Genomic DNA, 26,100 nt, shown 5'->3' on the forward strand with positions numbered 1-26,100 from the left:
GGTGGTGCGGCCTTTGGCAATATGTACAATCTGGACCCTTGTGTATACATAAGAAGCCAGACACCATACCTGCAAACCGGAGCCACGCCCCTGCCCCGCGCCAGTGAAACCATCCGCCGCGCCTTGGAAAGCGAGATCCATGCCGGGCAATTGCGCCCCGGCGACCGGATCGACGAGGCATCTCTGGCCGCCCGGTTCGATATCTCGCGCACCCCCGCCCGCGAAGCGATCATGCAGCTGGCCGCCGCCGGCCTGGTCCAGATGCGGCCCCGCCAGGGGGCTGTCGTCGCCGCGCTCGGCGCGGAAGAAGCGGTGGCGATGATGGAAACGCTTGCCCTGCTTGAAGCCGAAGCCGCGGGCCTTGCGGCAGAGCGCATGACAGGACCGGAACTGCCCCCGCTGATCGCGCTGCACTCCGACAGCCATGCCGCCGTGACCGGTCGGGACAGCGCGGCCTATATCGCCATGAACACCCGGTTTCATGAATTGATCCATGCCGGGGCGCGCAACGAATACCTGGCCCGGATGATCCGGGATACACGCACGCGCATGGCGTTCTACCATGCCTCCAGCCTGACCCAGACGGCACGGCTGGACCGCTCCTGGCAGGAACATGGCCGGGTGGTCGAAGCGATCCGCAACGGCAATGCCGATGCCGCCCGTGACGCGATGCGTGATCACATCCTGTCGGGCGGCCGGGTCTATGCCGACCTTGTCGCCGCCCTCAAAGCACCCCGCCCGGCCCATCTGTCCGACGAATGACCCGCGACGCCGCCCTGCCCCAGACAGACTGAACGGAGACCCGCCATGCCGCAGCTACCCCTCGACCGGTTCAAGGTGCTGGACCTGACCCGCATCCGGTCCGGCCCGACCTGCGTGAAGCAATTCGCCGATTGGGGCGCCGATGTCATCAAGATCGAACCGCCGCAGGACGAGGCGGGCTATGGCAACCGCGACAGTTCGGATTTCCAGAACCTGCACCGCAACAAGCGCAGCCTGACGCTCGACCTGAAAACCGAGGAAGGTCAGGAGGTTCTGGGCAAGTTGATCGACGGCGCCGATGTGCTGGTCGAGAACTTTCGCCCCGGGGTGAAGGCCAGGCTGGGGCTGGACTGGCCGACGCTGCATGCACGCAATCCACGGCTCGTCCTGGGGTCGATCTCGGGCTTTGGCCAGACCGGCCCCTATGCGGACCGGCCCGGTTTCGACCAGGTGGCGCAGGGCATGGGTGGGCTGATGTCGATCACCGGCCTGCCGGGCCAGGGTCCGGTGCGGGTGGGTGTGCCGATCGCAGACCTGACGGCGGGGCTGTTCTGCGCCATGGGCCTCATGATGGCCCTGCTGGAGCGGGAACGGACAGGCCAGGGCCAATGGGTGCAATCGAGCCTTCTGCAGGCCCAGATCGCGATGCTGGATTTCCAGGCCGCGCGCTGGCTGATCGATGGGGAGGTGCCGGGCCAGGCCGGCAACGACCATCCGACCGCCGTGCCCATGGGCGTCTACCCGACCTCGGACGGGCTGATGAACATCGCGGTGAACGGCGCGCGGATGTGGCGCGATTTCTGCACCGTCATCAGTCGCCCCGACCTTGTGGAGTCTCCCGAATACGCCACGCCGAAGGCGCGCCTTGCCAACCGCGCGGCGCTGAACGCGCTGCTCTATGACCTGACGCGCACCTGGACGACCCGTGACCTGACCGAGGCCCTGCTGGCCACCGGCATCCCCTGCGGGCCGATCAACAGCATCGACGCGGTCTTTGCCGATCCGCAGGTTCAGCACCTGCCCATCGTGGCCGAGGTTGATCACCCGACGCGGGGACGCCAGCGGCTGGTCGGGCAACCGATCCAGATCGATGGGATCAGCCCGGTGATGCGATCGGCGACACCCGATTGCGGTCAACATACGGATGAGGTCCTGTCGGAACTGGGCTATACGTCCGACCAGATCACCGCCCTGCGCAACGGAGGCATCGCATGAGCAAGCTCGCCACTATTCCCGCCGAACCCGAAGCCGATGGCTACACCCCCCATCTGCGCACCGAGGTTCGCGACGGCGTCGGCTGGGTCATCTTTTCCAACCCGAAGCGGCGCAACGCGTTGACCTACACGATGTGGCGGCAGGTGCCCGCGGCCATTGCCGACATGGCCGAAACCTCCGACGTACGTGTCGTGGCCCTGCGGGGCGAGGGCGAAAGCTCCTTCATCTCGGGCGCGGATATCTCGGAATTCGCGACCCGGCGGTCGACCCCCGAACAGGTCGCCGAATATGACCGCGTGGGCACGGCGGCCAACGCGGCGATCGTGAATTGCCCCTTGCCCACGGTCGCGGTCATCCGCACCTGGTGCGTCGGTGGCGGGATGGCCACGGCGCTCGGCTGCGACCTGCGGATCGCGGCCGAGGATACCCGGTTTGCCGTGCCTGCCGCGCAGCTGGGGCTGGGGTATCGGTACTCCGGGATCAAGGCGCTGACCGACGTGGTCGGCCCCGCAAATGCGCGCGAGATCTTCTTCACCGCCCGGAAATATTCCGCCGAAGAGGCGCTTTCGATGGGCCTGATCAACCGCATTCTGCCGGTCGACGGCTTCGACACCGCGGCGGACGAGTACCTGGCCCAGATCGCAGGCAACGCGCCGCTGACCATGCGCGCCGCAAAGATGGCCATTCACGCCGTCGGGCAGGATGCCGGGGAGCGCGACGTGGCAAGCATCGAAGCCGCCATCCAGGCCTGTTTCGACAGCGAGGATTACAAGGAGGGCCGCGCGGCCTTTGCGGAAAAGCGGGCGCCGGTCTTCAAGGGACGATAGGCCAGCCCGTGGTTGACGCCGCGCCTGTTCCTGCCATCTTCGGCCCATGACCCAGATCACTGACCCCGATATCCTCATCATTGGCGGCGGCGTCGCCGGCGTCACCGCCGCAGCGGAATTGTCGGCGCTTGGCAGCGTCACCCTGTTGGAGGCCGAAGACCACCTGGCGCACCATGCCTCTGGCCGGTCCGCCGCGATGTTCCTGGAAAGCTACGGCAATACCGTCGTCCGCGCGCTGAACTCGGCCAGCGCAGATCACCACGCGACGGCGGATGGCGGCGTTCTGACGCCGCGACCGATGATGCTGCTGGGCACCGAGGAAGAGCCCGACGCCTTTGCCCATGAGGCCGCGGATTTCGGCCTGACCCGGATCGACATGGATCATGCGCAGCGCCTGTTCCCTCTGCTCGACCCGACCCGCGTCACCCATGCGGCGATCCGCGAGGATACGTCGGATATCGACACCGACCTGCTGGTCCAGAACGCCCGTCGCCGCGCGCTGAAGGCCGGCGCCCAGATCGTCACCGGCGCCCGCGTGACAGCGATCAACGGAAGCGCAGGGTGGCGGGTCGAAGCGGGGGGCGAAAGCTATTCCGCACGGGTCCTGGTCAATGCCGCCGGCGCCTGGGCCGATGAGGTCGCGACTCTGGCCGGCCTTCCGCCGATCGGCCTGACGCCGCTGCGCCGGTCGATGGCCCGCCTGCCGCTGCCCGGCGGCATGGACCCGTCGAAATGGGCCTTCATCGACAGTGTCGGGGAACGCTGGTACGCCAAGCCCGATGCCGGGATGCTGATCGTCTCCCCGGCCGAGGAAGACCAGATCGCGCCGATGGATGCCTGGGCTGACGACATGGTCATCGCCGAAGGGCTGGCCCGGTTCGACGACATGGTGACGATGGACATCCCGCGCCCCGCAGCGACCTGGGCCGGGCTGCGCACCTTCGCCCCGGACCGGACCCTGGTCATCGGTCGCGATCCGACACGCCCCGATTTCATCTGGCTCGCCGGCCAGGGTGGCTACGGGTTCCAGACGGCCCCCGCGGCGGCCCGCCTGACGGCGGCGCTGATCGCAGGACGGCCGTCGGACCTGCCATCCGAGGTCATCACGGCGCTCAGCCCCGAAAGGTTCACACGGTGACCGGCCGGTCCCTGCCCCCTGCGGCGCGGGTCGCCGAAGACCTGGGCGATGGCCGGCTGCACCTGCCCGCGGCGGAGCGCAATGCCGGACCGATCTCCGACCTCGTGGCCGGATTGCGTGGCGACGACCCCGGGCAAGCGCTCGAGATCGCCTCCGGTTCCGGCCAGCACGTCGTGCGGCACGCGGCCCGCCTGCCGCTGACGATCTGGCAACCGACAGAAGTCGACCCGGTGCGGCTGGCCTCCATCGACGCCTACGCCGCCGAAGCGGGGCTGGCCAACATCCGACCCGCCGTCGCCCTTGACGCGACCCGCCCGGGATGGGCGGCGGGGCACGAGGCGCAGGACCTGGTCCTGCTGGTCAACCTGTTGCACCTGATCGCCGAACACGAGGCCACAACCCTGATCCGCGAGGCCGCGACAGCGCTGGCGCCCGGCGGCGTGGCCGTCTTCTACGGGCCCTTCATGCGGAGCGGGCAGCTGACCTCGGACGGGGATGCCCGGTTCCACGCCGACCTGCGCGCCGCCGATCCGCAGATCGGGTACAAGGATGATCGCTGGATGCTCGACTTGTTGAAAGAGGCCGGCCTGACGCCGGACGCACCGGTCGAGATGCCCGCCAACAACCTGGCCTTCGTGGGCCGCCGCCCCCTCTGATCTGGATCAAGGCTGCGATCCGGCCGGTCAGGCCATATGCCCCTGACACAACTGAGGGTTTTCACGATGGACTGGACCGCCAAGATCGAAGGCACACGCGACCAGCTGCGCGCGCTCTACAAGGCTGCGCCGGAGGCCAGCAAGGGCTTTGCCACGCTCAGCAAAGGGGTGAAGGAGAACGGCGTCCTCGACTTCAAGACCAAGGAATTCGTCGCGCTCGGCATCGCCGTGGCCACCCATTGCGACAGCTGCATCGCGCTGCATATCGACACGCTGATCCGCAACGGCGCAACACGCGAGGAAGTGGCCGATGTTCTGGGCATGACGATCCAGATGGGGGGCGGCCCGTCGATGATGTACGCGGCCAAAGCCCTGGAATGCTACGACCAGTTCGCGGCAAAGGCGGGCTGACCGCACCTGCCCCCAGGCTCTGATCCAATCGCGCGCCTGCGGCGCACACCATTCCGGTACGTCGCCCGGCCACACCCGATCGCCATGGACGCCAAGGCATCGACAGACCCAGGGTCGGCCCCCGCCGTCCGCTATCCGTCGCAGTGCTGCAGGGGCCTTTCACCTGGCACGGTCATCGGCGTCCCCGCCTGTACCGCCTTTGAACGGTCGCAGACAAAGGTGAACAAATCCCTTTCATCTGGCCGGTCAATATCCCCGCCGGAGGCACCGCTGATATCCCCGCAGGGATATCAGCCATGATCGTGTGCGCCGTGCAGCGGCGCGCCTTTGGATCGCCCTCAGCCGTCCTTGCGGATGACCTCGTTCTTGGGATCGTAGGGGCTGTCCTCGGTCACGACCGCATCCCACAGCTGGTTCAGCATCTTCAGCTTCAGCTTCTGCCCCGGCACTGCCAGTTCGGGCGAGACATAGCCCATGCCGATGGATTTCCCGAAGGCCACGGAATAGCCGCCCGAGGTCAGGCGCCCGACCTTGGTGTCGCCATCATAGAGCGCCTCGCGGCCCCAGGGATCGGCATCTTCCGGCCCGTCGATCAGCACGGTGACGCATTTGGCGCGGATGCCGGTCGCCTCCATCGCCTCCTTGCCGTTGAACTCCTTCGACAGGTCGATGAAGCGCGGCAGGTCGGCCTCGGCCGGGGTCGCGTCGCGGCCCAGTTCGTGGCCGAAGGCGCGGTAGCTCTTCTCCTGGCGCAGCCAGTTCTGGGCGCGGGCACCGACCAGCTTCATCCCGTGCGGCTTGCCGGCTTCCATCAGCTGGTCCCACAGATAGGCCTGCATCTCGATCGGGTGATGCAGTTCCCAGCCCAGCTCGCCGGTATAGGCCACGCGGATGGCGCGGACCGGGCACATGCCCAGTTCGATGTCGCGCATCGAGAGCCAGGGGAAGCGCTTGTTGGACAGGGCCGTCTCGGGCTCGGCGTCGCGGATCAGGCTGGCCAGCACATCGCGGGATTTCGGTCCGGCGATGGCGAAGACGCCCCACTGGGTGGTCACGTCATGGCAGGAGATCCAGCCGAACTCGGGGATCTTGTCCTCGATCGCCTTCTGGAGGAAGTCGCCGTCATAGGCGGTCCATGCACCGGCAGAGATCAGGTAATACTCGTTCTCGGCCAGCCGGACGATGGTGTATTCCGTCCGCGTCGTGCCCTTGTCGGTCAGCGCGTAGGTCAGGTTGATCCGGCCGGTCTTGGGCAGCTTGTTGCAGGTGAACCAGTCGAGGAAGGCGGTCGCGCCCGGCCCCTTCACCAGGTGCTTGGTGAAGGCGGTGGCGTCGATCAGGCCGACGCCTTCGCGGATCGCCTTGGCCTCGTCGTGGACATGTTGCCACCAGCCGCCACGGCGGAAGGACCGGGCGTCGTGGTCGAAATTGTCATCGGCATCGAGCGGGCCGTAGTAGTTCGGACGCTCCCAGCCGTTCACCTGGCCGAACTGCGCGCCAAGCGCCTTCTGGCGGTCATAGACCGGCGCAGTGCGCAGGGGACGCGCGGCGGGGCGTTCCTCGTCGGGGTGGTGCAGGATGAAGACGTGCTCGTAGGCTTCCTCGTTCTTCTTGACCGCGTATTCCGAGGTCATCCACGACCCGTACCGCTTGGGGTCGAGCGAGGCCATGTCGATCTCGGCCTCCCCTTCCACCATCATCTGCGCCAGGTAATAGCCGGTGCCGCCGGCCGCCGTGATCCCGAAGGAGAAGCCTTCGGCGAGCCACATGTTGCGCAGGCCCGGCGCCGGGCCGACCAGCGGGTTGCCATCGGGGGTGTAACAGATCGGGCCGTTGAAATCGTCCTTCAGGCCAACCTCTTCGGAGGAGGGCAGACGATGGATCATCGACATGTATTCTTCCTCGATCCGCTCCAGGTCGAGCGGGAAGAGGTCGGCGCGGAAGCTGTCGGGCACGCCGAAGCGGAAGCGCGCAGGCGCGTTCAGCTCGTAGGGCCCGAGGATCCAGCCGCCCCGCTCCTCGCGGACGTACCACTTGGCGTCGGCATCGCGCAGGACCGGGTGCTCTGCGCCGCCGTTCTTGCGGTATTCGACCAGTGCCGGATCGGGTTCGGTCACGATGAACTGGTGTTCAACGGGGATCGCCGGCGTCTTGATGCCCAGCAGCTTCGCGGTGCGCTGCGCGTGGTTGCCAGTGGCGGTCACGACATGTTCGGCGGTGATGACGATCTGTTCTTCGGAGGGGACAAGGTTGCCGCCCTTCTCGACCATCTTGGTGCAGGTCACCTTCCACTCGGACCCGGTCCATTCGTAGCCATCGACCTGCCACTTCCGCTCGATCATCACGCCGCGTTGACGGGCGCCCTTGGCCATCGCCATGGTGACGTCGGCGGGGTTGATGTAGCCATCGGTCGGGTGGAAGATCGCACCTTCCAGCCCTTCGACATTGACCAGCGGCCAGCGGTCCTTGATCTGCGCGGGGGTCATCCACTCGTAGGGGACCTCGGCGGTTTCGGCGGTGGTCGCGTAGACCATGTATTCGTCCATCCGGGCCTTCGTCTGCGCCATGCGCAGGTTGCCCACGACCGAGAAGCCCGCATTCAGGCCGGTTTCGGCCTCCAGCGTCTTGTAGAAATCGACCGAGTACTTGTGGATGTGGGTCGTCGCGTAGCTCATGTTGAAGAGCGGGAGCAGACCGGCCGCGTGCCAGGTGGAGCCCGAGGTCAGCTCGTCCCGCTCCAGCAGCATAACGTCGTTCCAACCGGCCTTGGCCAGGTGATATGCGATGGAGGTGCCGACGGCGCCGCCGCCGACGACCAGAGCTTTGACATGCGTTTTCATTGGCCGGAATCCCTTGGCTGAACCTTCCTCACCTTTAGCAGGACGCACAGGCCGCGCACGGCCCAGCCGACATTTTCAGGCCCGAAACCGACCTCGGTGAATTATTCCTGGGCAGCGGGGCCTCCGGACCGCCAGGATCACGGGACTTGCGCTGCGCACCGCAGCAGGCCGGATGACAATTACGCAGCGCGGCACTAGAGATAGAGCGCAGCCGCCGTACAGGCGGCGAGGAGCAGACAGGACGATGCATGGCCCGGCTTGACGACACCCATTACGGCACTTTCGCAGGCACAGGTCGCTGGCGCGACGACAAGGGCGAAACCCATGCCTACCGGGTGAATCTGTATCTCAGCCCGCGGGACGAGGGGCTGGGCCTGTCTTTCGTGCACGAGTTTCACGAGGAACCGGATGCCGAGGATATCGACCTGAGCCTGATCCTCGTCGAAACCGCGCCCTCCCTTCTGAAATTCGAGATCGGGCCGATCGAGGGGCGTGGCTACCAGACGCGCCACCTGGTTCATTTCGACATTCCGATGCCCGACACGATGGTCGAGACAACCTACCTGTTCGACAACCACGGCAATTGCCACGTCTGGGGGTCGTCACAGAGCAACGCGGACGGCAATCACATCATGTGGACCGAGACGCTGACGCGCACGGATTACTGAGCACCGCGCCCCTCATTCCCCGTAGGCCAGCCCCTCGCGCCGGGGATCGGCGCCGCCGCGCAGGCCGTCCGGGCCGATCACGATGCCATGCAGGCCGGAATTCAGGTCGCGCACCGACACCTTGAAACCGCGCGCCTCAAGCTCCGCGGCGCGATCCTCGGACCCTGGCCCGGCCTCGATATCGTAGGTGCCGAACCGGTTCACCGCATGGGGCGCGGCAATGGCGGCCTGGATGTCCTGCCCCTCGCCCAGCACCCGCCAGATGGTTTCCGCGACATAACCGATGATCCGCGACCCGCCGGGCGACCCGATGACCAGAACCGGCTTGCCGTCCTCCAGAACGATGGTCGGCGACATGGAAGACCGGGGCCGCTTGCCCGGCTCCACCCGGTTGGCAATCGGCACGCCGTCGCGATGCGAGCGGAAGGAGAAATCGGTCAACTGGTTGTTCAGCAGGAAGCCCCCGACCATCACCCGGCTGCCGAAGGCGTTTTCAATGCTCGATGTCAGGCTCAGCGCGTCGCCATATTGATCCACGATCGACAAATGCGTGGTGGAGGGCAGCGCACGTCCCACGTGATCCGCCCAGAGAAGCGCATGGTCGAATTCCGGCGTGCCGGGGGTGACATCTTCCAACGCGCCGGTCCCCATGTCTTCGGTCGCGCGGTCGGCCAGGTAGGCGGGGTCGAGCAGCCCGGTCACCGGGACGGGCACGAAATCGCTGTCGGCCAGGTAGCGGCCCCGGTCCGCAAAGGCGAGGCGACCGGCATTGCCCCAGACCGTCAGAACTTCGGTCTCCGCAGAGACGTCGGGCATCGCACCGTCGTAATAGGCATCGGCCAGTCCAAGGATTTGTCCCACGGCCACAGCGCCCGACGAGGGCGGGCCCATGCCGCAGACTTCGTAGCTCTGGAAAGCTGAACAGACCGCATCCCGCTCACGGATCGTGTAGTTGCGCATGTCCCATTCGCTCAATAACCCGGGCTGCACCGCGTTGAGCACGGCGGACATGATGAGACCGGCCATCGGCCCCTCGTAAAACGCCTGCGGACCACCATCGGCCAGCAGGCGTAGGGTTTCGGCGTATTTCGGGTTCTTCAGCAGGTCACCGGCGGCCAGCGGCGCGCCCTCGGGCAGAAAATAGGCAGAGGTTTCGGGATGCAGGACCAATCGGTCCTGGTCGAAGCCGACCATGGCGGCAAGCCTTGCAGACACCTCGAACCCCGCCTCGGCCTGGTTGATGGCGGGCGCCAGCAGGTCGGGCCACGGGATGGTGCCCCAGCGTTGATGCGTGCCCGCCATCAGCGCGGGCGTTCCCGGCACGCCCACCGAAAGGCCGCCGACGACGGCCTCGAAGAACCCCATCGGCTCGCCCTCGGTCTGGAACAGCGTCGGGGTCGCATCCATCGGTGCGGTTTCGCGACCGTCCAGCGTGAACACCTCTCCCAGATCGGCGTCGTAGTAGACAAGGAACCCGCCCCCGCCTAGGCCGGAGCTTTGCGGTTCGACCAGCCCCAGCATCGCCTGTGCGGCGACCATCGCATCCGCAGCCGTGCCGCCTGCCCGCAGCACATCTGCCCCGGCCTGCACGGCGAGCGGATGCGCGGCGGAAATCATCCAGTTCGACGCCTCGACCGACCGCCCCTCGGCCTTGGCCGTCTGCGAGGCCCGCAGCCCCGGATCGGCGACCGGCGCAGAGAGGTCGGTGGTCATTTCCGGTGGCACCGCATCGGTGGCCTGTTGGGCAAAAACGGGAGCGCTAACAAGGGCAAGAGCGGTCAGGATCGGAATGGGGCGCATCGACGGTGTCTCCGGAGGGAAGTGATTCCCTTACCACTCTAGCGCGCTTTCAGATTGGCTCCACCGTTCCGCATTGCAGAATTCAAACCCGCAAATCGGAAATTCGCGGCGTCACGTCGCGCTAAGAGGTCGATTTTGATCTGTCACCGCCGAAATGAAGAATATATCAACACGCGGGAACGGCCTGCCTCGAATCCGGGGCGGGTCATAGTAATTCAAAAGGGAGTGACCGCAGATGAAGGTGCTGGTGCCTGTCAAACGCGTGATCGACTACAACGTGAAGGTTCGCGTGAAAGCGGACGGATCGGGCGTCGATCTTGCCAATGTCAAAATGTCGATGAACCCCTTCGACGAGATTGCCGTCGAAGAGGCCATTCGCCTGAAGGAAGCCGGGAAGGCCGAAGAAGTCGTCGTCGTCTCCGTCGGTGTCAAGCAGGCGCAGGAAACGCTCCGCACCGCGCTGGCCATGGGCGCCGACCGCGCCGTTCTGGTTGTCGCGGCCGATGACGTGCACACCGATATCGAGCCCCTGGCCGTCGCGAAGATCCTGAAAGGGGTCATCGACGAGGAACAGCCGGGCCTGGTCATCGCCGGCAAGCAGGCGATCGACAACGACATGAACGCCACCGGCCAGATGCTGTCGGCGCTGCTGGGCTGGTCCCAGGCGACCTTCGCGAACGAGCTGGACATCGACGGCGACAGCGCTGTCGTGAAGCGCGAAGTCGATGGCGGCCTGCAGACCATCAAGGTGAAGATGCCCGCCATCATCACCGCCGACCTGCGCCTGAACGAACCGCGTTACGCGTCGCTGCCGAACATCATGAAGGCCAAGAAAAAGCCGCTGGACGAAAAGACTGCCGAAGATTTCGGCGTCGACGTGTCCCCGCGCCTGGAGATCGTCAAGACCTCCGAGCCCGAAGCGCGCAAGGCCGGTGAGATGGTGCCCGACGTGGATACCCTCGTGGCGAAACTCAAAGAGAAGGGGATCGTGTAATGGCCGTTCTTCTGCTTGCCGAAGTCCAGGACGGCGAACTGTCGCTGGATGCAACCGCCAAGGCCGTCTCGGGCGCGAAAGCCCTGGGCGACGTGACCGTTCTGGCCGCTGGCGCCTCTGCCAAGGCCGCGGGCGAAGCCGCTGCCAAGATCGACGGCGTTTCCAAGGTGCTGGTGGCCGAGGATGACCTCTATGGTCACCGCCTGGCCGAACCCGTTGCCGCGCTGATCGTGTCGCTGGCCGGTGATTATTCGCACATCGTGGCCCCCGCCACGACCGATGCGAAAAACATCATGCCGCGCGTCGCAGCCCTGCTGGACGTGATGATCCTGACCGACGTGACCGCCGTGGTCGATGCCGACACGTTCGAGCGTCCGATCTATGCCGGTAACGCGATCCAGACCGTGAAGTCGAAGGACGAGAAGAAGGTCATCACCTTCCGGACCTCCACCTTCGACGCGGCTGGCGACGGCGGCTCTGCCTCGGTCGAGGACGCAGCCACCGCAGACAACCCCGGCCTGTCCGAGTGGGTGTCCGACGCGATGGCCGAAAGCGATCGTCCGGAACTGACCTCTGCGGGTATCGTCGTCTCCGGCGGCCGCGGCGTCGGCTCCGAAGAGGATTTCGCGCTGATCGAGAAACTGGCCGACAAGCTGGGCGCCGCCGTTGGCGCGTCGCGCGCCGCTGTCGACTCGGGCTATGCGCCGAACGACTGGCAGGTGGGTCAGACCGGTAAGGTCGTTGCACCGGAACTGTATGTCGCTGTCGGCATCTCCGGCGCGATCCAGCACCTTGCTGGCATGAAGGACTCCAAGGTCATCGTCGCGATCAACAAGGACGAAGAAGCCCCGATCTTCCAGGTTGCCGATTACGGCCTGGTCGCGGACCTCTTCGAAGCTGTTCCGGAACTGACCGAAAAGCTGTGATCCCGCCGGCCTGATCCCAGGCCCGACAGGATCGAAGGCCCGCCCCCGTGGCGGGCCTTTTTCGTTGCGGTGGTTGCCGTTGCCCTCGAAACCCGCGACCGTGGCCCGGACCGAACCGGAGAAGACCCCGTGACATTTCCAGCCCCTCTGCCCCGCATCATGGTCGCGCCCAACGGTGCGCGCCGCATGCCCGCCGACCACCCGGAACTGCCCATCACCGACGACGCGGTGATCGAGACATGGCGCCAATGCACCGCCGCGGGCGCCGACGGGTTGCATCTGCATATCCGCGACGCGGATGGTGCCCATCTGCTGGACGCCGGACGCTACCGCGCCCTGCTGGACCGCCTGTCGGCGGAGGCCCCGGCCGGCTATATCCAGGTCACGTCAGAGGCGGCCGGTCGCTACGATGCTGCAGAGCAGCAGGCCATGGTCCGCGCGCTGCGCCCCGATCACGTCTCGGTCGCGCTGCGCGAAATGGTGCGGCGTCCCGAGGATTGGCCCCAGGTCCAGGACTTCTACCATTGGGCGGCAGAGGCGGGCGTCGCCATCCAGCACATCCTCTACGATCCGCAGGAAACCCGCAGCTTCCTGGACGCGCTGGCAGATGGCCGTATCCCCGGCAGACACCACCTGCTGCAACTGGTCCTGGGCAGCTATGCTGGCGCGCGCCCGGACCTGGCCGATCTGGACCGGCACCTGGACTATCTTGACGGCGCGTCCCGGCACAGCTTCGACTGGATGCTCTGCGCCTTCGGGGCCGAGGAAACCGCCTGCCTGACCCGCGCCGCCGAACTGGGCGGCAAGGTCCGCGTCGGCTTCGAGAATTCGCTTCTGATGTCCGATGGCCGCGCCGCCCGCGACAATGCGGAACGGGTGGCGGATGTCGCGTCGGCCCTGGCTCTGCTCGGCTAGCCTCTTCCTGAATTCCGATCCGTGGCCTTCCGGTCCGGTGCCGCCTGGCGTGCCTGGTCCCGTGCGTCACATCGCTTGACCATTGTGTATCCAACTGTATACGCTTGGATGCATGACGAGCGCCACGCCCCTGCCGATCCCTGCAACCGACCCGCGCCCCCTGCACGGGCAGAGCGCCTATGATGCGCTGAGAGAGGAAATCCGGTCCGGCCAGCTCCGCCCTGGCACCCGCCTGACCGAGACGGAGGTCGCCGCGCGGCTCCAGATCAGCCGCACCCCGGTCAGGGAGGCGATCCGGCGGCTTGAATCGGAAGGGCTTGTCGAACATCAGCCGCGCACCGGCGCCGTGATCCGCCAGCTGGATTATTCCGAGATCATGGAGCTTTACGAGATGCGCTGCGTCTTCGAATCTACCGCCGCGCGCCTGGCCGCGCGGGCCGCGTCGGATATCGAAATCGCGGAGCTGCGCGAGATCAACCGTGACATGGAAGCCGCCATCGCCACGCCCGACCGCATGGCCGCGCTGAACCGCCTGTTCCACCGTCGCCTGCTGGATGCGGCGCGCAACCGGTTCCTGCACAGCTCCATGGCGTCGGTCGAGACGACGATGCTGATCCTCGGCCCGACCAGCATGGAATCGCGCGACCGGGCGCAGGCTGCCATCGGCGAACATGACGCGGTGATCGAAGCGCTGAGCGCCCGTGACGGCGAGACGGCAGAGCGCCTGATGCGGCAGCACATGGAAGGCGCACAATCCGAACGCCTGCGGATGCTGCGCGACCGCGCCGGCGAAGGCACGGCATCATGAACGACGCACAGGCACTGGCCAAGGAAAGCTGGGACATCGTCATCGCCGGCGGCGGCAATGCCGCGCTCTGCGCCGCCATCGAGGCGGCAGAGGCCGGGGCGAAAGTCCTGATCCTGGAAGGTGCGCCCAAGGCTTATCGCGGCGGCAATTCCCGCCACACCCGCAACTTTCGCTGCATGCATCACGGCGCGCTCGGACCTCTGGTCGAAAGCTATGACGAACAGGAATTCTGGGCCGACCTGCTGCGCGTGACCAAGGGCGAAACCGACGAGGACCTGGCCCGCCACACGATCCGGACCTCGGCGGAGTGTTTGCCCTGGATGCAGGCCCATGGCGTGCGGTTCCAGCCCTCGCTGGCCGGCACGCTGTCGCTGGACCGGACGAACGCCTTCTTCCTGGGCGGCGGCAAGGCGCTGGTGAACGCCTATTACCTGACGGCCGAGGATCTGGGCGTTCGCGTGCTTTATGATGCGCAGGTCACGCATGTGGCGATGGAGGGCCGCCGCGCGACCCATGTGGAGGCCACGATTGGCGACACGCCCCTGCGCTTCGCGACACGCGCGGTTATCCTGGCCTCGGGCGGGTTCCAGTCCGACATCGACTGGCTGGCGCGGGCCTGGGGGCCGTCGGCACGGAACTTCCTGATCCGCGGCACACCCTACAACCGCGGCGTCGTGCTGAAGGACATGCTGGACCAGGGCGCGCAAAGCGTCGGCGATCCGACCCAGTGCCATGCCGTCGCCATTGACGGGCGGGCGCCGAAATTCGACGGCGGAATTGCCACGCGGCTGGATTGCGTGCCCTTCTCGGTCGTGGTGAACCGCGACGGCGAACGGTTCTATGACGAGGGCGAGGATACCTGGCCCAAGCGTTACGCGATCTGGGGCCGGCTGGTCGCCGCGCAGCCCGATCAGGTCGGGTTCTCGATCATCGACAGCCGCTCCATCGACCTCTTCATGCCGTCGGTCTACCCGCCGATCACCGCCGACACGCTGGAAGAACTGGCCGAACGGATGGAGCTTCCGGCGGATCGTCTGATCGCCACGATCGAAGCTTTCAACGCCGCCTGCCGCCCCGGTGAGTTTCATCCGCAGGACCTCGACGGGCTGGCCACGGAAGGGCTGGAGCCGCCCAAGACCAACTGGGCCCGTCCGATCACCGAACCGCCCTTCTACGGCTACATCCTGCGCCCCGGCGTGACCTTCACCTATCTCGGGCTCAAAGTGGACAGGACGGCCCGCGCGGCCGGTCCCGATGGCCCGTACGACAATATCTGGAGCGCCGGAGAGATGATGGCAGGCTCAATCCTGGGACAGGGGTACCTGGCGGGCTTCGGCATGACCATCGGCACAGTCTTTGGCCGCATCGCGGGACAGGAGGCCGCCGCCCATGTTGCTTGATATCTCGTTGCAAACCGATCCCGGAACGATTTCCGACGACCCGGTGATGGAGGCCCGCCGCCAGATCGAGATCTGCAATGCCTGCCGCTATTGCGAAGGGTTCTGTTCGGTCTTTCCCGCGATCACCCGGGACAAGGTCTTTGCCGATGGCGACATCACCCAGTTGGCGAACCTCTGTCACAATTGCCGGGGCTGCTATTACGCGTGCCAATACACGGCCCCGCACGAGTTTGACCTGAACCTGCCCCGTGCGCTCGCCACGGCCCGTGTGGAAAGCTGGGAACGCCTGGCCTGGCCACAGGCGCCCGCGCGCCTGTTCCAGCGTCACGCGACGCCGGTTGCGCTGATGCTGGTGGTGAGCCTCGCCCTGCTTTTCTGGCTCATCTCCGCCCTGCCCGGCGGAGGCGACGGCTTCTATGCTTGGCTGTCCCACGGTGCGATGGTCGCGATCTTCACCCCGGCCTTCCTGTTGCCGCTTGTCTCCATCGGAGTCAGCCTGCGCCGCTACTGGGTCGAAACCGGTGGTGGTGCGGTCACGGGCAAAGCCATGGCACAGGCGATCCGCGACGCCGGGCGGCTGCGCAACCTGTCGGGCGGACAAGGCCAGGGATGCAATTTCGAAAAGGCGGAACGGTTCTCTGACGCCCGCCGCCATGCCCACCAAGCGGTGATGTACGGCTTCCTGCTGTGCTTTGCCGCGACCGCGTCTGGCACCGTGCTGCACTACGTTTTCGATGCCCCCGCACCCTATGGGTTCTGGTCGATGCCCAAGCTGCTGGGCGTGCCAGGCGGGCTTCTGCTGGTTGCGGGCTGTGCCTTCATGCTGGTGCTGCGCAGGAAGGCCGATCCCGCGCTTGGCGCCCCCGGACGCAGCGGCGGCGAAAGCGCCTTCATCTGGCTGTTGGGCCTGACCGGGCTGACCGGCCTGATCCTCTATGCCCTGCGGGGCAGTGATGCGACGGGGATTGCGCTGGCCATCCACTTGGGCACGGTCCTGGCGCTGTTCCTGCTGCTGCCGTTTTCCAAGATGGCCCATGGGTTCTACCGCTTCGCCGCCCTCGTCCGCGACGCGGGCGACCGCTAGCGCTGATCCCGGTCAGCCGTCTCGCCCCCATTTGAAACGACCAGTTTTACGCAACAGGTCGCGAACGGTCGCAGACAAGCCGCAACCAGCCTTGCCTCTCTCCCGTGCCGTGAATAATGCCGAGAGGAAGAGCAAGGATTTCAACTCTCTCGCCGCGACACATCGAAACATCTGGGCACAAGACCGACCGCAAAGGGCCGGAACAGCCGACAGGAGACCGCCATGACCAGATATTGCCTCACCGTAGCCTGCCCTTCGACCCGCGGCATCGTCGCCGCGATCTCGACCTTCCTGGCCGAGCAGGGCTGCAACATCACCGATTCCTCGCAATTCGATGATGCCGAAACCGGCCATTTCTTTACCCGGATCAGCTTTGCCTCGGAAAAGGGCGTGGACGACGCCACCCTGGCCGAGAAATTCGCCGAGGTCGCCGCCCCCTTCGACATGGAATTCGCCTTCCACGACGAATCTCAGAAGATGAAGGTGCTGGTCATGGTGTCCCGCTTCGGGCATTGCCTGAACGACCTGCTCTATCGCTGGCGCATCGGCGCCCTGCCGATCGAGATTGTCGGCGTGATCTCCAACCACCTAGATTACCAGAAGGTCGTCGTGAACCACGACATCCCCTTCCACCACATCAAGGTGACCAAGGAAAACAAGCCCCAGGCCGAAGCACGGATCATGGAAGTGGTCGAGGATACCGGCGCAGAGCTGGTCGTCCTGGCGCGCTACATGCAGGTCCTGTCCGACCAGATGTGCACCCGGATGGAAGGGCGGATCATCAACATCCACCACTCCTTCCTGCCGTCGTTCAAGGGGGCCAACCCCTACAAGCAGGCCTATGAGCGCGGCGTGAAACTGATCGGTGCGACGGCCCACTACGTCACCGCCGACCTGGACGAAGGCCCGATCATCGAACAGGACACCGTCCGCGTCACCCACACCCAGAGCGGCGCGGATTACGTGGCCCTGGGCCGCGACGTCGAGGCATCTGTGCTGTCCCGCGCCATCCACGCCCATGCCCAGCACCGCATCCTGCTGAACGGCGCAAAGACCGTGGTCTTCCCGGCTTCCCCGGGCAGCTATTCCTCTGAACGCATGGGCTGATTGCTACTCGCCCCCGGAACGCGCTGCCATTCCGGGGGCGGCAACCTTCAGATAAATACGTCAATTAAAACTAAGAACAACATAGATTTGGACAAGCGGCGCCTCGCCTCTCACGACGCGCGGCCCCATATTTTTCTGCTTCAAGACAACCAAATCACTTGATTAGCCTATAGTCTGGTATCATCGTTCCGTTCGAGACTAGGTCCGGACGGGGCCAATTTCGCCCCGATAACGCAAGTTATTTTGAGGGGAATTGATATGGTCTGGAATGCCACCATTTTCGGCTCGACAGCTGAGATGCACAGCGGTCTCGAGGGATACTTCAAGTTCGGAGCATTGACCGTCAACGCGAGACTTCCTGTTGTTCAGGTTCTCAACAGCTCTCCAACGGTGCCTTTGAATCCAGGCGACGTTGCGATCGGTGATGAAGTTGCGCCAGGTGCCGGACTTTATAACTTAGCTCGAATGGTATTTTCCGGAACTGGGTTGACCGTGGGACAAGTGCCGATCGGTGGAAATGCGTCGATCACAGCGTTGACCGGTGGGACGATCACCGGAATCCGGTACTATTACAATGACCTATTGTCCGCGGCTCAAACCCAAGGCTTGCCTTACGAACCGGCAATGTCGCTCGAAACCAATCTCCGTCTGAGTGCAGTTATCACCCTACCCAATGTACCTGCGACACAATTCACAAACGCCTTGGTTCAGACATATCTGCAGGACAACCCAGCGATTTTCCGGGCATTTCTAAGTTCATTCCAGCACGTCTATATCGGGACCGACAATGTCAACCTGATGGCGGGTTATGATGGCAATGACCTTCTCGATGGTCGTGGTGGCGATGACTTCCTGCAAGGAGACGGAGGCAACGACACGCTCATTGGTGGCGAAGGAACAGACGGCCTTCATGGTGGCCCGGGCAATGACCTTTACCTGCCAGGCCCGCCGTCGCCAAACACTCCGATCGGCGATACTGTGACCGACACTGGTACCGATCCGAACGAGATCGACACAATTAGCTATGCCAATGCTACGGGTCCAGTCACAGTAGACCTAAACCAATTGGATGGAGACCAAGGCGCAGGTTGGGCCTTCAGGTTACGGGCAAGTGGAATTGAACGTGTTATCGGCTCTATCTTCTCAGACGTGCTGATCGGCACCGACTTTCCCGAAAGTATACAGGACAGTCCATCCGATATTTTGGAAGGAAACTTGGGCGACGACACGCTCTACGGTCTGTCGGGCAGTGACTTCCTGCAAGGCGGACCCGGGTTCGACGTTCTCATTGGAGGTCCAGATGGCGAAATCCGCGGTCCCGGCCCTGGAGATGTAGCCATTTTTAACGTGCCTTTCGCACAATTGGACCTGTTCCGGCCTGGAGACGGATCCGTGCTTGTCGCGGCGCCCGGAGGAGGCGTGGATCGGCTGTTCGAAGTAGAGTATATTCAATCTACAAACGGTTTCCACCTAATACAAAACATCGCGAACTCTACCAAAGGCCTTTTTGTCGGCGACGGCGCCGCGAACACGCTGAATGGAGGCGTCAACGACGACCTGATTTTTGGCCGATCAGGCAATGACACATTGAACGGCAATGCCGGCAACGATGTCATCGAAGGCGAGAATGGCAGCGACACGATCGACGGAGGACCTGGTGCCGACATGATGTATGGCGGCAATGACGGTGACACCTATTTCGTCGACAACATTGGAGATTCCATTGTTGAATTCGCCGATGGCGGCGGCATCGATCATGTCTTTTCGTCAGTTGATTACGCCATCGGGACCGCACATATCGAGAATGTGACTTTGACGGGCGACGCTCTCGATGTGTTTGGCAATGACTTGGACAACCTTCTGGTCGGCAATTTCCAGAACAACTTTATGGACGGCGGGTTGGGCAGTGACACCATGCGGGGCGGCGCAGGTCACGATATCTATTTCATTCGCACCCCCGGCGATACCGTAGAGGAAGATGCAAATAGCGGCACTGATACGGTTCGCACGCTTCTAAGCCACACACTTCAGGCGAATTTCGAAAACCTGGAACTTCTAGGCAATGAAAATGGTCGAGCCACCGGAAATAACCTGAATAATCGGCTTGAAGGAAATGGAGCACGCAATTTCCTGGAAGGCATGAATGGCGACGACACACTCTTCGGGTCCAATGGCAATGACACCCTGGACGGCGGTGTCGGTGCAGATCTAATGAACGGCGGTCCGGGTAGTGACAATTTCTATGTAGACAATGCCGGCGACCGCGTGGCCGAAAGCCGAAGCTGGGGAGGAACCGACACCGTGTTCGCAAGTGTCGATTTCCGCATGGGCCGCAGTCATATCGAAGACCTGCGCCTGACCGGCAACGCCGTACTGGGCGCAGGCAACGGCCTGCAAAACGAGATCCGTGGGAACAACGGCGACAACGTCCTCGATGGTGGCAAGAACAATGACACCATGATGGGCGGCAATGGCAACGACACCTACCTTGTCCGCGCGCCAGGTGACGAGGTAATCGAAGCGGCGGGGCGCGGTATCGATGCCGTCAAAGCGTTCCGGGCATACATACTGGCTGACAATGTCGAAAACCTGTTCCTTCAAACCCTACGAAACGACGCGGGCCAAGGAGTGACTGGCATCAACGGCATCGGCAACGAGCTTGATAATACGGTGGTCGGCAACCCTTTCGATAACGTCATCATAGGCCGTGAAGGGCGCGACACCCTCAAAGGACAGGGCGGTGCAGATACCTTCGTATTCGACCGAGCGCTTGGCTCCTCAAATGTGGACCGGATCATCGACTTCAATGTGAACACCCCAAATGAAGGCGACATGCTCAAGATGAAGGGTGCCGTTTTCGGAGGACTTACGGCGGGCAGCCTGAGCAGCGCGCACTTCCGGGCGGGCACGGTAGCTCAGGACGGAAATGACAGATTCATCTTTGATCAGGGGACGGGACGCTTGTGGTTTGATGCCGATGGGTCTGGCGCAGGAACTCAGCAATTGGTCGCGACATTCGAACAGAATGCGGTCGTGACGGCGACAGATTTCGAAATATTTTGAAAGGAATAAGCCTAATTCGAAAGCGTTGCTTCACTGCAACGTTTGGGTTTCGCGAGCGCAGGTCGTTGACTGGGGGGGGTGCCGATTTTCGCAACCCCGACCATGCAACGATCGGCCCTAGCTGTGGGTTAGATGCCGGCTTAGCGTTAGTTCCAATTCGACATTAAAATCGGGGAGTCTTGCAAATGGATAACCCCAAGAAATGGAGTTATTTTTTTGAGCTATCTTGATCTGCATAACCTAACCTCCGTCAGCGGGCCAAGCGTTGTTGGCTCAACCGTCGATGGGTACTCCGCGCGAAACAATGAGTTTCTGAAGGCGCAATTACTCGGCAACGGGAACTATCTCGTCATCTACTCAGATGCCTCTCTTGACGCAGTTCGTTATGCGATCGTTGAGCCAGATGGGACAGTCGTGACGGATGCCGAGCTGGTTGATTTTTCCGGGTCCGCCGATGACCTCAAGCTGGTTCAACCGGATGATATCACACCTTTGGCAGACGGTAGCTTTGCGCTCACTTACGTCACTAGAGCTGATGATTTTGAGACTGTTCATGTACACCATTTTTCGAGCGATGGCACTCCGGCATCAGAATCTGTCGAAATCGTCAGTGTGGACACTCCAGGATTGAACGAATTCGATAATCAGGCATCGTCGGTCCAAGTTGGCGAAGACGGAACTGTGTACGTCCTAACCGTGGGAGATGTGCCCGGCAGTGGATCCACCCCAAAACTACAAGTAGTACTTTCTAGCTACGCAGAAGGCTCAAACACCGCGACCGACACATTAATACTTCCTGATGTCATCGACGCCGAGGCGCCCAGAATCAATAGCTGGCCAAAACTTGAATTGCTAGTGACCGGTGAACTGATTGCAAGCGTGAGCTACATGCTGAGCAATTCAAGCACCAATCCATATGACACTAGCAATGACACAATTGCTATATTTTCAAAGATTTCTGCGGATCTCTCCTCCGCCGGAGAATTCCAAAATTATTATCAAACTGGAGGTTACGCAATATATGATTTTGGAAACTTCGAAACCATCGCACTAAAAGATGGCGGTTGGGCGATGCATGTTGATCGTACTCGCCCGCTTGCGACCAAAGAATTCGCTTATTACTACGACGCCAATGGCGACGCCGTTTTCCAAACCAGAACCAACCAGTTGCCAAATTTTGACCGGGGCGTGATTGCAGGCGCTAACGGGGAATTTCTGTTCACCAGCAGCGTTGGCGGCGGCTCTCGGGATCGCGGTCACATCACAGGAACAATCATCGATTCATCCGGCGAAATCGTCTACCTTAACCCTGATGAACCTAGTTTTGAGCTTGTGGATATCAATCGGACCGAGTGGTACTACGCGCATGACTTGGTCGGTTCGGATAGCGCCTTAGCCTTGTTTTGGGTAGAGTCTGGTGCTGGCGACAACCTCAAATTTCAACTGCTTCAAAATGCTGAGACGGACGGCACGGGAGCCGCTGATGAAATCGTGGGGCATACTTCCGATCAGGTAATTCGCGGCGGGTCCGGCAACGATACACTGTCAGGCGCCCAAGGCAATGACACTGTTCTCGGTCAGGACGATGATGACTGGTTGTCGGGTGACGAGGGGAATGACAGCCTCGCTGGCGGAAGCGGCTTCGACTCGCTTTACGGCGGGAGCGGAGAGGACACCCTGCGAGGGGGATCGGATGATGATTGGCTGTTTGGCGGTGACGGTAGTGATCTGCTGACTGGGCTGGATGGCGACGACACGATTTATGGCGACGCCGGCGATGACCGGATCGACGGTCAGGCCGGTGCTGACCTGATGGTTGGTGGCCCCGGTTCCGACATCTACTATGTGGATGACGTGGGCGATCGGGTGGCTGAAAGTCGCAATTGGGCTGGGCACGACACGGTATTTTCTTTTGTCGATTTCCGGATGGGCCGGAAACACATTGAGGACCTAAAGCTGGAAGGTACGGCGACCATTGGCGCTGGCAACGGCCTTCAGAATGTCATCACTGGCAACGCAGGCGACAACATTCTTGATGGCGGCAAGAACAATGACACACTAATCGGCGGCGAAGGAGATGATACTTACCTCATCCGTGCGCCCGGCGACACAGCGGTTGAGCAAATGGACGAAGGCGTGGATGTCGTGCGCGCCTATCGATCCTACGTGCTGGAAGACTGGATCGAGCGGTTGTATATGCAAACCGTTATCAAGGGCGATGGTACGCCAGCTGTTCTGAACGGTATTGGCAACGCATTAGACAACGTGATTGTCGGCACGCCATTCTCCAACACGATCATCGGTCGCGAAGGGTTTGATGTGCTGAAGGGGCAGGCCGGCGATGACAGCTTTGTCTTTGATCGAGTGATTAATGCAGGCAACATTGATCGCATCATCGATTTCGAAACGATCGCAGGGGATGATGACACGCTTGTCTTCAAGGCGTCGATCCTTGACGGAGCCGTCGCGAAGGGCGTTCTAAGCGAAGATGCATTCGTAGCGGGAAACACTGCAGCAGACGCCACAGATCGTTTCATTTTCGACCAAACCGCCGGGCGGCTCTGGTTCGATGCCGATGGGTCCGGTGCGGGCGGACAGCTTCTCGTAGCACGCTTCGACCAAGGCGCCATCGTCGAAGCCGACGATATCCTGATTGTATGATGGTTCCAGTGCGCTAGGCGAAGGTTCCCGGCAGCCTGAGGCCCGTTTCATACCCTGGGTAAGGCTGAGCGCTTGCAGGAAACGATCGGTGCTTAACGATCCCGCCGAAGGATAATATCGCAATTTGGACGTGTCGCATATCATATCTTAACCAAACTTAAAAATGACGAAATCTTTGTGTGCATAGGTCATGTCAATGGCTTCATTTGACACGCCAAATATGCAATGGTCCATGCGGTTTCAGTTGGCGCATGGGGTGCGCCGCACGCAACAGTGCCTCGACAGTCCGATCGCAAGGACACAGGTTACGACAATCCAATTTCAGGCAAGAAGGCATTCTTCCAGATGGCCACATTTCGACTGACGACGAACGACGACAACATCTCGGGAACGCCCGGGAGCGACATACTCGAGGTTCCCAACAACAACGCGAACCTTGTGGGCACGGACATCGTGGCTCTGGGCGCTGGACACGACGTTGCTCTGTTCGAACGCTCGTCCGCGATCGCGTTTTCCTATGAACGTATGGCCGGATTTTCCGGGATCGACGAACTGGACGCAACTGCAGGCAGTTCTGCCTTCTTCTCTGTCAGCGACGACTTTATGTCCCAGTCTGACAGCAACACCCTGACTTTCACCTTCGACGGCGATCCGTTTTCCTTGGACCTGCGGGATCTTTCAGCCGGTTTCGGCAATGTGATCTTGAACGGCACCGGCCAAGTTGCCTTGTTTGACGCAAACCAAGCCGTTCAGATGGCGACCGGCATATCTGGCCATGTGACCGGTGGAACTTTTAATGATTCGATCACTGGCAGCACGGCAAATGACGTCTTCACCGGCGGTGACGGAGAAGATGTTCTCTCTGGTGGAACAGGCGCCAACACAGTCACTGGCGGTGACGGGTTCGATCGTTTCGTGGTGTCGCAAGGCGAATCTCTGACCGTTACAGATTTTGCCGGGAACGAAGGGTTCGAGCAGATCGATCTGCGGGCCTTCGCCGGATTGAACTTTGGCGATCTGACGATCACGAACGTATCTGGTAACGCACGCGTGACACTGACAGGGGGGACGACCGTCAACCTTGCTGGCGTTGCAGCAGGGACGCTCTCAGACAAAGATTTCCTTTTTGCCGGACAGACCGAGAGCAAGTATTTTGTCCTGCTGGAGGGACCTGACAATTTCGTTGGTGGTGCAGGTGACGATGTTGTCGAATTCATAGGCTCCAGTGCTCAACTCAGTGCAGCCGAAGACAATGTGAATGGCGGCGCCGGGATTGATACGCTCCTGGTGTATGGCAGCAACCGTAGCCTAGGACCTGCCTTCACGGATGCTCTGACGTCGATCGAAATAATCGACCTGACGAACGCGTCAGGCACACATGAGGTGACCGTTTCGGCGTCCCATGTTGCAAGTGCCGAAGACGGCATCGTCACCATCAAGTTCGGAAACAGCATCATTGGCTCGCTCGATACCGCGACTATTGGGTCTGCTGAGGCGGTGGTTCTGGAGGGAGCCGGATCGGTGACCCTTCGCGATATCGCAGGCCAAGGCATCACGATTTCGGACAACGCTAACGGTACCGTAATCGGCCAGAATAAAAACGATACGATTCTCGGCGGCAATGGAAATGATGTCATTTCCGGATCCGGTGGGCATGACACTTTGAAAGGTGGCGCCGGAAACGACACGATAGATGGCGGTGAAGGGTCGGACGAAATCACGGCCGGAACCGGAACAAACCAAGTGACAGGCGGCGACGGCACAGACCGCTTTATCATTACTCCCGGCGAGACCGTTACAATCACCGATTTCGGCGGATCGGCGACTTACGAATTCCTCGATCTACGGGCCCTTGCCGGTGTCAGCTTCGGCGACCTGACGATCACGGCAAACGGCGGGAATGCCCGTGTCGAAGCACCAGATGGCAGCGTCATAATTCTATCGGGTGTGGCGGCCGGTACGCTGAGTGCCGCAGATTTCGTGATGCCCGGCCAGGACACTCCGATGCTGTTCACCCTGACCGACGGAGCCGATGTCTTCACGGGCGGCAGTGCTGCTGACGTCTTTGACCTTCTTGGGACGATCAGTCAGCTTGATGCAAACGTTGACGTTCTCAATGGCGGTGCAGGTATCGATGTGCTGCGCATCAATGGCGAAGATCGGGTCTTGGGCGAGGTACGACTGGATGCGCTGAACAGGGTCGAAGTCGTGGACCTAACGAACGCGACCGGCACACACGACATCGCAATCGACGCCGCCAACGCTAACAGTTCTGATACTGGTGCTCTAACGGTTCGCTTCGGCAATTCTCCGATGTTCCTGAACACCGGCGGCGTGACGTCGGCTAGCCAGGTGATCCTGGATGGCTCCGGATTGGTCACCCTCTCCAGCGGGACCCCTGGTCAGATGCTGACCATTGGGGACAATGTCGGTGGGAATATCCAAACCGGCAATGATGCAACGGTCGTAATTGGTGGAGCACTAGGCGATACCGTCATAGCTGACGAAGGCGATGATACAATTATCGGCAACGGCGGAAATGACAGCCTGCGTGGCGGCGAAGGCAACGATAGCCTGGAAGGCGGCGAAGGCAACGACACACTCGAAGGCGGTAGTGGCAATGACATTCTTGTCGGCGGGCGTGGAGCCAACCGTCTAGATGGCGGAGAGGGCTATGACCAGTACGTCATCGAAGCCGGCGCGGGCGGCACCGTCATCGCAGATTACGATCCCGACAACTTTGTGGAACGTATTGATCTTACGGCCCTGACGAGCCTGCGCGGCCTGGTGGATCTGACCTTCACCAATGAAGGCGCCAATGTCCG

19 protein-coding genes are annotated in these 26,100 nt (G+C 62.3%); 17 read left to right on the forward strand and 2 right to left on the reverse strand.

The annotated features are described in order from the left end of the window. Positions 1 to 21: 21 nt before the first annotated feature. The 6 genes from ATO9_RS24360 (at position 22) to ATO9_RS17210 (ending at position 5,009) form a co-directional block, all read left to right on the forward strand. Positions 22 to 762 (forward strand): GntR family transcriptional regulator, encoded by a 741-nt coding sequence (locus tag ATO9_RS24360; protein ID WP_156127898.1) that lies wholly within the window; start codon positions 22 to 24, stop codon positions 760 to 762. 45 nt (positions 763 to 807) lie between these two features. Then, positions 808 to 1,977, forward strand: a complete 1,170-nt coding sequence (locus ATO9_RS17190) for a CaiB/BaiF CoA transferase family protein (RefSeq protein ID WP_043752174.1) — start codon at positions 808 to 810, stop codon at positions 1,975 to 1,977. Further along, the gene (locus ATO9_RS17195; protein WP_081979637.1) at positions 1,974 to 2,804 is read left to right on the forward strand and encodes an enoyl-CoA hydratase; all 831 of its coding nucleotides are present in this window, start codon (positions 1,974 to 1,976) and stop codon (positions 2,802 to 2,804) included. The genes ATO9_RS17190 and ATO9_RS17195 overlap by 4 nt, the downstream gene beginning before the upstream one ends. 46 nt (positions 2,805 to 2,850) lie before the next feature. Further along, entirely contained in the window at positions 2,851 to 3,942 is a 1,092-nt protein-coding gene (locus tag ATO9_RS17200) for an NAD(P)/FAD-dependent oxidoreductase (RefSeq protein WP_043752177.1), read from the forward strand. Further along, complete coding sequence (locus ATO9_RS17205) at positions 3,939 to 4,598, forward strand: DUF938 domain-containing protein (protein ID WP_043752180.1); 660 nt, start codon at positions 3,939 to 3,941, stop codon at positions 4,596 to 4,598. The genes ATO9_RS17200 and ATO9_RS17205 overlap by 4 nt, the downstream gene beginning before the upstream one ends. Positions 4,599 to 4,664: 66 nt before the next feature. Beyond that, positions 4,665 to 5,009 (forward strand): carboxymuconolactone decarboxylase family protein, encoded by a 345-nt coding sequence (locus tag ATO9_RS17210; protein ID WP_043752184.1) that lies wholly within the window; start codon positions 4,665 to 4,667, stop codon positions 5,007 to 5,009. Positions 5,010 to 5,347: 338 nt separating this feature from the next. On the opposite strand, the gene ATO9_RS17215 is transcribed toward ATO9_RS17210, so the two are convergent. Continuing rightward, on the reverse strand, positions 5,348 to 7,849 hold the full coding sequence (locus ATO9_RS17215; protein WP_043752187.1) for a GcvT family protein: 2,502 nt from the start codon (positions 7,847 to 7,849) through the stop codon (positions 5,348 to 5,350). 248 nt (positions 7,850 to 8,097) lie between these two features. Between ATO9_RS17215 and ATO9_RS17220 the strand changes: the two genes are divergently transcribed. Beyond that, positions 8,098 to 8,517, forward strand: a complete 420-nt coding sequence (locus tag ATO9_RS17220; protein ID WP_043752191.1) for a hypothetical protein — start codon at positions 8,098 to 8,100, stop codon at positions 8,515 to 8,517. A gap of 12 nt (positions 8,518 to 8,529) precedes the next feature. Here ATO9_RS17220 and ggt read toward each other — a convergent pair whose 3' ends face one another. Continuing rightward, positions 8,530 to 10,317, reverse strand: a complete 1,788-nt coding sequence (gene ggt, locus ATO9_RS17225) for a gamma-glutamyltransferase (protein ID WP_043752193.1) — start codon at positions 10,315 to 10,317, stop codon at positions 8,530 to 8,532. Positions 10,318 to 10,552: 235 nt separating this feature from the next. Between ggt and ATO9_RS17230 the strand changes: the two genes are divergently transcribed. From ATO9_RS17230 to ATO9_RS24935, 10 genes are all read left to right on the forward strand, one after another. Continuing rightward, the gene (locus ATO9_RS17230; protein WP_043752196.1) at positions 10,553 to 11,311 is read left to right on the forward strand and encodes an electron transfer flavoprotein subunit beta/FixA family protein; all 759 of its coding nucleotides are present in this window, start codon (positions 10,553 to 10,555) and stop codon (positions 11,309 to 11,311) included. Next, a complete protein-coding gene (locus ATO9_RS17235) occupies positions 11,311 to 12,237 on the forward strand; it encodes an electron transfer flavoprotein subunit alpha/FixB family protein (protein WP_043752200.1) in 927 nt (308 codons plus the stop codon). Before ATO9_RS17230 ends, ATO9_RS17235 begins: the two co-directional genes overlap by 1 nt. A gap of 129 nt (positions 12,238 to 12,366) precedes the next feature. Continuing rightward, a complete protein-coding gene (locus tag ATO9_RS17240; RefSeq protein ID WP_238318797.1) occupies positions 12,367 to 13,152 on the forward strand; it encodes a beta-keto acid cleavage family enzyme in 786 nt (261 codons plus the stop codon). A gap of 112 nt (positions 13,153 to 13,264) precedes the next feature. Then, the gene (locus tag ATO9_RS17245; protein ID WP_052418426.1) at positions 13,265 to 13,960 is read left to right on the forward strand and encodes a GntR family transcriptional regulator; all 696 of its coding nucleotides are present in this window, start codon (positions 13,265 to 13,267) and stop codon (positions 13,958 to 13,960) included. Then, positions 13,957 to 15,360, forward strand: a complete 1,404-nt coding sequence (gene tcuA, locus ATO9_RS17250; RefSeq protein ID WP_043752208.1) for an FAD-dependent tricarballylate dehydrogenase TcuA — start codon at positions 13,957 to 13,959, stop codon at positions 15,358 to 15,360. Before ATO9_RS17245 ends, tcuA begins: the two co-directional genes overlap by 4 nt. After that, positions 15,350 to 16,444, forward strand: coding sequence for a tricarballylate utilization 4Fe-4S protein TcuB (gene tcuB, locus ATO9_RS17255; RefSeq protein WP_052418427.1), 1,095 nt, complete (start codon positions 15,350 to 15,352; stop codon positions 16,442 to 16,444). The genes tcuA and tcuB overlap by 11 nt, the downstream gene beginning before the upstream one ends. Before the next feature lie 222 nt (positions 16,445 to 16,666). Further along, positions 16,667 to 17,551: a formyltetrahydrofolate deformylase gene (gene purU, locus ATO9_RS17260; protein ID WP_043752209.1), complete on the forward strand. Its 885-nt coding sequence runs from the start codon at positions 16,667 to 16,669 to the stop codon at positions 17,549 to 17,551. A 258-nt stretch (positions 17,552 to 17,809) separates the two neighbouring features. Then, a complete protein-coding gene (locus tag ATO9_RS23935; protein ID WP_081979638.1) occupies positions 17,810 to 20,614 on the forward strand; it encodes a calcium-binding protein in 2,805 nt (934 codons plus the stop codon). A 216-nt stretch (positions 20,615 to 20,830) separates the two neighbouring features. After that, the gene (locus ATO9_RS23620) at positions 20,831 to 23,275 is read left to right on the forward strand and encodes a calcium-binding protein (protein WP_156127899.1); all 2,445 of its coding nucleotides are present in this window, start codon (positions 20,831 to 20,833) and stop codon (positions 23,273 to 23,275) included. Positions 23,276 to 23,500: 225 nt separating this feature from the next. Beyond that, on the forward strand, positions 23,501 to 26,100 hold a 2,600-nt coding region (locus ATO9_RS24935; RefSeq protein ID WP_162183081.1), incomplete at its 3' end, for a calcium-binding protein.

It is taken from the genome of Pseudooceanicola atlanticus (assembly GCF_000768315.1).
Lineage (GTDB): Bacteria > Pseudomonadota > Alphaproteobacteria > Rhodobacterales > Rhodobacteraceae > Pseudooceanicola > Pseudooceanicola atlanticus.

Coding starts and splice junctions, on each gene's coding strand:
- ATO9_RS17200 (WP_043752177.1), top strand. CDS start 2,851: ATGACCCAGATCACTGACCCCGATATCCTCATCATTGGCGGCGGCGTC.
- ATO9_RS17190 (WP_043752174.1), top strand. CDS start 808: ATGCCGCAGCTACCCCTCGACCGGTTCAAGGTGCTGGACCTGACCCGC.
- ATO9_RS17235 (WP_043752200.1), top strand. CDS start 11,311: ATGGCCGTTCTTCTGCTTGCCGAAGTCCAGGACGGCGAACTGTCGCTG.
- ATO9_RS23935 (WP_081979638.1), top strand. CDS start 17,810: ATGGTCTGGAATGCCACCATTTTCGGCTCGACAGCTGAGATGCACAGC.
- ATO9_RS17195 (WP_081979637.1), top strand. CDS start 1,974: ATGAGCAAGCTCGCCACTATTCCCGCCGAACCCGAAGCCGATGGCTAC.
- ATO9_RS17245 (WP_052418426.1), top strand. CDS start 13,265: ATGACGAGCGCCACGCCCCTGCCGATCCCTGCAACCGACCCGCGCCCC.
- ggt (WP_043752193.1), bottom strand. CDS start 10,317: ATGCGCCCCATTCCGATCCTGACCGCTCTTGCCCTTGTTAGCGCTCCC.
- tcuB (WP_052418427.1), top strand. CDS start 15,350: ATGTTGCTTGATATCTCGTTGCAAACCGATCCCGGAACGATTTCCGAC.
- ATO9_RS17215 (WP_043752187.1), bottom strand. CDS start 7,849: ATGAAAACGCATGTCAAAGCTCTGGTCGTCGGCGGCGGCGCCGTCGGC.
- tcuA (WP_043752208.1), top strand. CDS start 13,957: ATGAACGACGCACAGGCACTGGCCAAGGAAAGCTGGGACATCGTCATC.
- purU (WP_043752209.1), top strand. CDS start 16,667: ATGACCAGATATTGCCTCACCGTAGCCTGCCCTTCGACCCGCGGCATC.
- ATO9_RS17230 (WP_043752196.1), top strand. CDS start 10,553: ATGAAGGTGCTGGTGCCTGTCAAACGCGTGATCGACTACAACGTGAAG.
- ATO9_RS17220 (WP_043752191.1), top strand. CDS start 8,098: ATGGCCCGGCTTGACGACACCCATTACGGCACTTTCGCAGGCACAGGT.
- ATO9_RS17210 (WP_043752184.1), top strand. CDS start 4,665: ATGGACTGGACCGCCAAGATCGAAGGCACACGCGACCAGCTGCGCGCG.
- ATO9_RS24360 (WP_156127898.1), top strand. CDS start 22: ATGTACAATCTGGACCCTTGTGTATACATAAGAAGCCAGACACCATAC.